Source organism: Flavobacteriales bacterium, from assembly GCA_013001705.1.
GTDB lineage: Bacteria > Bacteroidota > Bacteroidia > Flavobacteriales_D > JABDKJ01 > JABDLZ01.
Genome location: JABDLZ010000256.1, coordinates 1 through 8,632 on the forward strand (window position 1 = coordinate 1; position 8,632 = coordinate 8,632).

Annotated in this window: 7 protein-coding genes, 1 pseudogene and 1 riboswitch; of the genes and pseudogenes, 6 read left to right on the forward strand and 2 right to left on the reverse strand. The window is 49.4% G+C overall.

Translation table 11 applies throughout. The features are described from left to right. The 4 genes from HKN79_10235 to HKN79_10250 form a co-directional block, all read left to right on the forward strand. Positions 1-165: transketolase family protein (locus HKN79_10235; protein ID NNC83945.1), on the forward strand; the 165-nt coding region annotated here is incomplete at its 5' end. A 38-nt stretch (positions 166-203) separates the two neighbouring features. Beyond that, positions 204-737 (forward strand): sigma-70 family RNA polymerase sigma factor, encoded by a 534-nt coding sequence (locus HKN79_10240; GenBank protein ID NNC83946.1) that lies wholly within the window; start codon positions 204-206, stop codon positions 735-737. A 23-nt stretch (positions 738-760) separates the two neighbouring features. After that, positions 761-1,213 (forward strand): hypothetical protein, encoded by a 453-nt coding sequence (locus tag HKN79_10245; GenBank protein NNC83947.1) that lies wholly within the window; start codon positions 761-763, stop codon positions 1,211-1,213. Next, entirely contained in the window at positions 1,210-1,710 is a 501-nt protein-coding gene (locus HKN79_10250) for a hypothetical protein (protein ID NNC83948.1), read from the forward strand. Before HKN79_10245 ends, HKN79_10250 begins: the two co-directional genes overlap by 4 nt. 84 nt (positions 1,711-1,794) lie before the next feature. On the opposite strand, the gene atpC is transcribed toward HKN79_10250, so the two are convergent. Both atpC and HKN79_10260 read right to left on the reverse strand, forming a co-directional pair. Next, the gene (gene atpC / locus HKN79_10255) at positions 1,795-2,031 is read right to left on the reverse strand and encodes an ATP synthase F1 subunit epsilon (protein ID NNC83949.1); all 237 of its coding nucleotides are present in this window, start codon (positions 2,029-2,031) and stop codon (positions 1,795-1,797) included. Between the two features lie 5 nt (positions 2,032-2,036). Continuing rightward, complete coding sequence (locus tag HKN79_10260; GenBank protein ID NNC83950.1) at positions 2,037-3,539, reverse strand: F0F1 ATP synthase subunit beta; 1,503 nt, start codon at positions 3,537-3,539, stop codon at positions 2,037-2,039. Between the two features lie 221 nt (positions 3,540-3,760). Here HKN79_10260 and HKN79_10265 point away from each other — a divergent pair, with 221 nt between their 5' ends. Next, entirely contained in the window at positions 3,761-4,780 is a 1,020-nt protein-coding gene (locus tag HKN79_10265; GenBank protein ID NNC83951.1) for a hypothetical protein, read from the forward strand. 35 nt (positions 4,781-4,815) lie between these two features. Beyond that, a riboswitch (SAM riboswitch) is annotated at positions 4,816-4,918 on the forward strand. 66 nt (positions 4,919-4,984) lie between these two features. Further along, positions 4,985-8,632, forward strand: a pseudogene (gene metH, locus HKN79_10270) (methionine synthase).

Genomic DNA, 8,632 nt, shown 5'->3' on the forward strand with positions numbered 1-8,632 from the left:
AGTACCGCCCAACTACTTGCTCTGCGAAAGCCGAGTCCTATGGAAATGGTGGCTGTGGATGACCAATTCGGAGAGAGTGGCACTCCTGCAGAACTGATGACCAAGTATGGAATCGATACAGCTGATGTCATTTCAGCGGTGGAGAAGGTCCTGACCCGCAAATAGTCTGATGAGTAAGAGAAACATTGGGGCAAGGCTGTAGTATTGACGATTCCATTATCGAGCATTTCCGTCACGGAGATGAAGACAAGGCTTTTCGTCTGCTCATAAGCACCTACCAAGAGCGGCTGTATCACCATATACGCAGGATGGTCCGATCACATGATGATACGGATGATATCCTACAGAACACCTTTATCAAGGCTTTCAAAGGAATGGGAAGATTCCGAGGAGAATCTCGGCTCTACTCCTGGCTCTACCGTATAGCGACCAACGAGACTTACACATTTCTCGAGAAAAGGAAGCGCACACAGGACACCATCCCATTCGACACATCAGAAGTGGACCGAGCAGAGAACGATGGCCCAGATGGAGATGAGATCATGAAACGACTCCTTCTAGCAGTCTCTCTCCTTCCTGAGAAGCAACAATTGGTCTTCCAACTCAAGTATTTCGAAGAATTGAAATATGAGGAGATCAGTGAAGTCACAGGAACGAGCGTTGGCGCCTTGAAATCATCCTATCATATCGCAGTCAAGAAGATTGAAAAAAGTCTACAAGCCGATCGAACCTTTTGAAGCTTGTACAGTCATAAGAGCAGATGTCACAAAAAGACAACATACACGATTCGGACCTAGAGAAGGAGGCTCCTATTCTTTTTAGCATACCTAAGAAGAAGCATACTGCTCCTGAGGGCTATTTCGAGAGCTTGGCCGATCGGGTCATGGAGCGGAAGAGGAAATTACCCGCTGAGACGAAGCCCATCCAGACCCTAACTTGGATGAAATGGGCTGTAGCTGCGGGTGTAGCCGTCTTGATGGGCCTATTCCTCGTGGAGTGGAACGGTCATTCGGAAATAACGGATGCCGAAGCCATTGCCCGATCGGTCGAAGTGGATCTGGTAGAGGATATGGATTACCTACTGGCCATCGATGAGGATATAGTCATGGAGATCTACCTAGAGGACCCTTCGGAAGAGTCAGAGAACGATGAGATAGACTTCCTCATGGATGAAGGAGTCGAGTATGAAGAACTATTAAATACAGATATATGAGAACAGGAATCAAGAAACACCTTCTAATGGGATTGACCCTTATACTGGTCGGTACCACTGCAAGTGCACAGCAAGAGAGCAAAGAAGAGCGTAGAGCTCAATTGGAAAGCAAGAAAGTCGCCTATTGCACGGATCGTGCAGGTTTGACACCTGAGGAATCAGCAGCATTCTGGGCCTTGAGGAACGAGGTGGATCAGGAGAAGAAGGCCATCATGGATGAAGCTCCGAGAAAACGGGATATCGACCCCGAGAACGCTTCGGACAAGGAATTGAGAGAGGCGATCAAGAAGAATGTCGAGCAACGGATCAAGGCTGCTCAACTGGAATACGATCACCTTGATGAATTCATGGATATCGTGGGCCCTAAGAAGTTCGCCATGCTCCAAAAGGCAGAGAAGGAATTCAAAAAGGAGGTCCTACGCAATCTGAAAGACAGACGGAATGCGCGGGATGAAGAACGCGGAAGAGGCCCACGTGCGCCACGCGATCCTAGGTAAGCGTCACTAAGTATAAAGAACTTGAATAAAAAAGGCCATCCGGATAGGATGGCCTTTTTAGTATAGAATCATTAAAGCTTGCGTCTATTCCGCCAGGATGATCACTTGGTTGTTCAATACTTCCAAAACACCTCCTTTGACGGCAATACGCTCTTCATTCCCCTCAGAGATACGCACCAGCACCTCTCCTTCTGCAAGCGTGGTGATCAGTGGAGCGTGATTGTTCAGAATTCCCAGACTCCCATCGATTCCTGGAACTCCGACATACTGAGCTTCACCTTTGAAGATCTCCGCGTCTGGTGATATGATACTGACTATCATCTGGATTAGGCTTCTGCTAGCATCTTCTTACCAGCCTCGATGACCTCATCGATGTTCCCTTTCAGGTTGAAGGCTGCTTCTGGATACTCATCCACTTCACCATCCAGGATCATGTTGAATCCTTTGATGGTCTCCTCGATAGGCACAAGTACTCCGGCCAGACCAGTGAACTGCTCTGCCACGTGGAAAGGCTGAGACAGGAATCGAGCCACCTTACGTGCACGATATACCGTCATCTTATCTTCTTCAGAAAGCTCATCCATTCCTAGGATTGCGATGATATCTTGAAGTTCCTTATATCGCTGGAGTGCCTCTTTCACTCGTTGAGCGGTGTTGTAGTGCTCGTCACCAACGATTTCTGGAGTCAAGATCCGTGAAGTGGAATCCAACGGATCCACCGCAGGATAGATACCTTGCTCAGCGATCTTTCTAGAAAGTACCGTTGTTGCATCCAAGTGAGCGAATGTGGTCGCAGGTGCAGGGTCGGTCAAGTCATCTGCAGGTACGTATACCGCCTGTACAGATGTGATCGATCCTCTCTTGGTCGATGTGATCCTTTCCTGCATGGCACCCATCTCAGTAGCGAGTGTAGGCTGATATCCTACCGCTGAAGGCATACGTCCTAGAAGTGCGGATACTTCAGAACCGGCCTGAGTGAAACGGAATATATTATCGATAAAGAACAGGATATCGTTACCGGCACCTTTACCATCTCCATCTCTAAAGTACTCGGCCAATGTCAGTCCAGATAGAGCAACTCGTGCTCTCGCACCTGGAGGCTCATTCATCTGTCCGAAGACCAATGAGGCTTTGGATTCTTTCAAGGCTTCTTTGTCGATCTTGCTCAGATCCCATCCGCCTTTCTCCATATCCTCGAGGAATTCCTTCCCGTAGTTTATCACTCCGGATTCGATGAACTCACGCAGTAGGTCGTTCCCTTCTCTGGTACGTTCACCCACTCCTGCGAATACCGAAAGACCTTCATACGCCTTCGCAATATTGTTCACAAGCTCCATGATCAGGACGGTCTTCCCTACTCCGGCACCACCGAAGAGTCCGATCTTTCCTCCTTTGGAATAGGGTTCGATCAAATCGATCACCTTGATTCCTGTGTAGAGGATCTCAGAAGAAGTGGATAGATCCTCAAAACGAGGTGGATCCCTATGGATAGGAGCACCGTCTGAATTGTCGACCGGACCGATACCGTCCACTGCCGTGCCTATCACATTGAACAGACGTCCTTTTACTTCTTCACCAGTCGGCATTTTGATAGGAGAACCGGTAGCAGTGACCGTCATCCCTCGCTGAAGCCCATCGGTGGCATCCATTGCGATGGTACGTACGGTATCCTCACCGATGTGTTGCTGTATTTCCAGAACGACCAGAGTACCATTGGGGGCCGTGACCTCCAATGCATCCATTATGTTCGGAAGATCTCCTTCTGACTCGAATCTCACGTCCACCACGGGACCGATGACCTGAGCGATTTTTCCTAAGTTTTCAGCCATGTTGAAAATGCTGTTTTGTTTCCTTGAAATTCGAGCGCGAAAGTAGGCATATTCATTTCCAAAATCCAGCACCATTGCAAAAAACAACCTCACTTGTGAACAGCCCCATTTTAATTCCATCTACGAAGTGCTCTTTCATAGAAAAGATAGCCGTATACATAGCCTCTGCAACCTTTCTCCTCACTCTTGTTTCATGTGGGTCGGATGCCTCTGATTCCACTATGCAGGAGGATGACATCGAGATAGCTGAGAAGAGTATGAAATCTCCACGTCATGTCTCTCTGGCAGCGAATGCAGAAGCGCATATTCGAGGTCTGCATCTGGTAGACGCAGCGACTGGTTGGGCGAGCGGATCGCAGGGGACGGTCCTTCGCATGACCGATGGCCAGACATGGCAAGTAGTATCACCCATGGAGCAGACTCACTTGGATTTCCGAGATGTGCACGGATTCGATGCGCAGCAGGCCGTGATCATGGCTGCCGGAAATGAAGGGAGGATATTTCGGACCGATGACGGTGGGGCCACTTGGAAGCAGGTATTTGAAGACTTGACCGAAGGAGTATTCTTAGACGGCATGGACTTCCACGATTCTCTGGGCATATGCTATGGTGACCCTATAGGAGAGAGATTCTATGGAGTGTTCTCATTGAACTACGGAAAGACCTGGACCAAGGCATCAATGACAGGATTTCCACGACCCCTTGATGGAGAAGCCGGTTTTGCCGCTAGCGGAACTGGGATCATCGTGATGGAAGACCGCGAATACACGGCTACAGGAGGGGGTCCAACAGCTCGAGTGGTCCGATCGATGCGCGAAATGGAGTCCGATATGCGCACAGAGGCATTCGACACGCCTTTGAGGAGTGGTGAAGGATGCGGAATATTCTCCATGGCATTCAAGAATGCACTACGGGGAGTGGCCGTAGGTGGTTGCTATCTGGACAGTACATCTGTGGCAGGCAATTGCGCATACACCTCCGATGCCGGACGTACATGGATACTCTCAGACAGCCTCCCTCCTGCTGGTTACCGATCCTGTGTGGTCTACAATGAAGCTCAGGATGCATACATCACCTGTGGAAGGACGGGGGTGGACATCTCCTACGATGACGGTAGATCATGGCAATCCATTACTTCTGAAGGATATTTCACCTGCGCCACCGTGGAGCAAACGGTATGGCTGATGGGAAGGAATGGAAAATGTGGACGTATCGATCTTCATAAATCCATCTCGCCTTGATGCAGAACTTATATCGAAAATCTGCATCTTCGTGCCTGTTATCAAGAAAGACGGAGGGACGGGCCCTATGAAGTCTTAGCAACCACTCGCCAGAGAAGGTGCTAATTCCCGCCTCGAGAGATCGGGGGAAGATGATGAGCGGAAACCGCATGGTACCCTTACACATCTGGAATCTTGATAGCCGAAATAGATTGGTTATTGAATATGAGCAGAACAGAATTGCTACATCAGGCTTTGAAAGAACGCATATTGGTTCTCGATGGAGCCATGGGCACCATGATCCAACGACACACCTTGGAAGAAGAGGATTTCAGGGCAGAACGATTCCAGGATCATAGGTGTTCCTTGAAGGGAAACAATGATGCGCTGAGCATCACTCAGCCTGAGATCATAAAGGGCATACACAGGCAGTATTTCCAAGCAGGAGCCGATATCGTAGAGACCAACACCTTCTCTGCCAATCGCATCTCCATGGCAGATTATCAGATGGAGAAGGATGTCTATGACCTCAACTATGAGAGCGCTAGAATTGCTCGTGAGGTCGCAGAGGAATTCACCGACCGGCCGCGATTCGTAGCAGGTTCTATCGGCCCTACAAATCGTACCCTCTCCCTCTCACCAGACGTCAATGACCCTGGATTCCGTGCGATCACCTTCAAAGAATTAGAGGAAGCCTATTATGAGCAGATACATGGTCTCGTAGAAGGTGGGTCCGACATACTCTTGGTAGAGACCATATTCGACACACTCAACGCCAAGGCCGCTCTCTCGGCTATACGTAGGTACTTCAATGAAAAAGAGCTTGAGATCCCGGTCATGGTGAGCGGGACCATCACGGATGCCAGTGGACGCACCTTATCTGGACAGACCACCGAAGCCTTTCTGAACTCATTGGCCCACTTCCCCATGCTCAGTATCGGTCTCAACTGTGCGCTAGGTGCTGAAGAACTCAGACCCTATCTGAAGACCTTGGCCGAGAAAGCGCCCTTCCATGTTTCTGCTCACCCCAATGCTGGACTGCCCAACGAATTCGGGGAGTATGACCAGTCTCCTGATTATATGGGTACGGTGATCGAGGATTTCATGGAGAACGGCTTCGTCAACATCATCGGTGGATGCTGCGGAACGACTCCATCTCATATACAGGCCATTGCAGAAGTAGCCGCAAAATATCCTCCTCGTCAGATCCCAGAACGAGAGAGGCACATGCGATTGAGTGGACTGGAACCACTGACCGTATTGCCCACGAGCAACTTCATCAATATCGGTGAGCGGACCAATGTAGCCGGCTCCAAGAAATTCCTCCGACTGATACAGGAAGAGAAATTCGATGAGGCATTGGCCATTGCGCGACATCAGGTAGAGGGTGGCGCCCAGATCATCGACATCAATATGGATGACGGGATGATCGAAGGAAAAGAGGCCATGGTGAAGTTTCTAAATCTCATCGCAGCTGAGCCAGACATTTCTCGGATTCCCATCATGATCGATAGCTCGAAGTGGGAGATCATAGAAGCAGGACTTCAGTGTGTTCAAGGCAAAGGTGTGGTCAATTCCATCTCCCTCAAGGACGGTGAAGAGAAGTTCAAAGAACAGGCACGTAAGGTCCTGAGTTATGGAGCAGCTGTGATCGTGATGGCATTTGATGAGACCGGTCAGGCAGACACTCTGCAGCGAAGGATCGATATCTGTAAGCGCAGCTATGATATCCTGGTCGATGAAGTCGGATTCCCCCCTGAAGACATCATCTTCGACCCGAATATCTTCCCAGTGGCCACCGGGATGGAGGAGCATCGAAAGAACGCGACCGACTTTTTTGGAGCTACGAAATGGATCAGAGAGAATCTCCCCCATGCCCACGTAAGTGGCGGAGTGAGTAACGTGAGTTTCAGTTTCCGAGGCAATAATGTGGTGAGAGAAGCTATGCACTCCGCATTCCTATACCATGGCATCCAGCAAGGAATGGATATGGGAATCGTCAATCCGGCCATGCTCGAGGTCTATGACGACATCCCGAGCGATCTACTGACCAAAGTGGAAGATGTGCTTCTGGATAGGAATGATGAGGCTACCGAAGCACTGATGGAATTCGCAAAGAATGTGGAACAAGGAGGAGTCAAGGAGAAGAAGACCGATGAGTGGAGAAGCCTGGACGTCAATAAACGACTAGAACATGCCTTGGTCAAGGGTATAGTCGATCACATTGAATCAGATGTAGAAGAATGCCGCCAGAACTTCCCCAAGGCCCTAGAAGTCATCGAAGGACCACTGATGGACGGGATGAATGTGGTCGGAGATCTATTCGGATCGGGAAAGATGTTCCTTCCTCAGGTAGTGAAGAGTGCCAGGGTCATGAAGAAGGCAGTAGCCGTTCTCCTGCCCTACATCGAAGCCGAAAAGGATGGCACTGCCAGTCAGAGTGCGGGCAAAGTACTGTTGGCCACCGTCAAGGGAGATGTGCATGACATCGGTAAGAATATCGTAGGTGTGGTGATGGCCTGCAACAATTTCGAGATCATCGATATGGGTGTAATGGTACCCACGGACAAGATCCTTAAGAAGGCCAAGGAGGAGAATGTGGACATCATCGGGTTGAGCGGACTGATCACTCCTTCGCTGGATGAAATGGTAGGTGTGGCCAAAGAGATGGAACGGCAGGAATTCCACACTCCACTGCTTATCGGTGGGGCGACCACTTCACGGATACATACTGCGGTCAAGATCGACCCCTGCTATTCGGGGCCCATTGCACATGTCCTGGATGCATCAAAATCCGTCACAGTAGCTTCCTCCCTACTCTCTGAGAATGGGAAGAACACTAGCCTTGACTACAAGAAAGAGTATGCGGTCTTGCGAGAGAACCATGCTTCCCGTTCACAGAGCAAGGAATTCTTGAGCTATGAAGAAGCTAGGAAGAACAAATTGCAGATCGATTGGACGAATTCTGGAACTAATAGGCCGAAAGAACTGGGCGTGAAAGTCTTCCGGGATTTCGACCTCAGCACTATCCGCAAATACATCGACTGGACTCCCTTCTTCAGCACATGGATGCTCAAAGGGCGCTATCCCGATATCTTTAAAGATCAAGTGGTCGGTATTGAAGCCCAGAAACTTTTCGATGATGCCAATACACTTCTGGATGAGATCATCGAGAAGAAGCAATTGACCGCCAACGGGGTTATCGGACTCTACCCAGCAAATACCGTAGATGATGATACTGTAGAGATCTATACGGATGATTCCAGAAGGGAAGTGCTCACGCGTTTCCATCACTTACGTCAGCAATTGAAGAAAACCTCCGGTCAACCCAATCTGAGTCTAGCAGACTTCATTGCACCGAAAGGAGTAAAAGAAGACTACACGGGATTCTTCGCTGTGACAACCGGAGGAGGCATAGAAACCCTATTGGAAGACGCAGCCCAAGACCATGATGATTATCGGAGCATCATGACCAAAGCCCTGGCCGATCGACTGGCAGAAGCCTTTGCTGAATTCATGCACTGGAAAGTCCGTACGGAGATTTGGGGATATTCTCAAGATGAGCAATTGTCCAATGATGAACTCATACGGGAGAAATATCAGGGAATCAGACCTGCCCATGGATATCCTGCCTGCCCTGACCATACTGAAAAACCTGTCCTCTTCGAGCTGCTGGATGTAGAGAAACACACCGGTATCAGCTTGACCGAGAGCAATGCCATGTATCCAGCATCAAGTGTGAGTGGAATGTATTTCGCTCATGAGGCTTCCTAGTATTTCCAAGTTGGAAAACTGTCGGCCGATCAGGTGGAAGTACATGCCGCAAGAAAGAATATGGCTGTGTCTGAAGTGGAGAGATGGCTACAATCGAAT

Coding starts and splice junctions, on each gene's coding strand:
- HKN79_10245 (NNC83947.1), top strand. CDS start 761: ATGTCACAAAAAGACAACATACACGATTCGGACCTAGAGAAGGAGGCT.
- HKN79_10250 (NNC83948.1), top strand. CDS start 1,210: ATGAGAACAGGAATCAAGAAACACCTTCTAATGGGATTGACCCTTATA.
- atpC (NNC83949.1), bottom strand. CDS start 2,031: ATGATAGTCAGTATCATATCACCAGACGCGGAGATCTTCAAAGGTGAA.
- HKN79_10260 (NNC83950.1), bottom strand. CDS start 3,539: ATGGCTGAAAACTTAGGAAAAATCGCTCAGGTCATCGGTCCCGTGGTG.
- HKN79_10265 (NNC83951.1), top strand. CDS start 3,761: ATGCAGGAGGATGACATCGAGATAGCTGAGAAGAGTATGAAATCTCCA.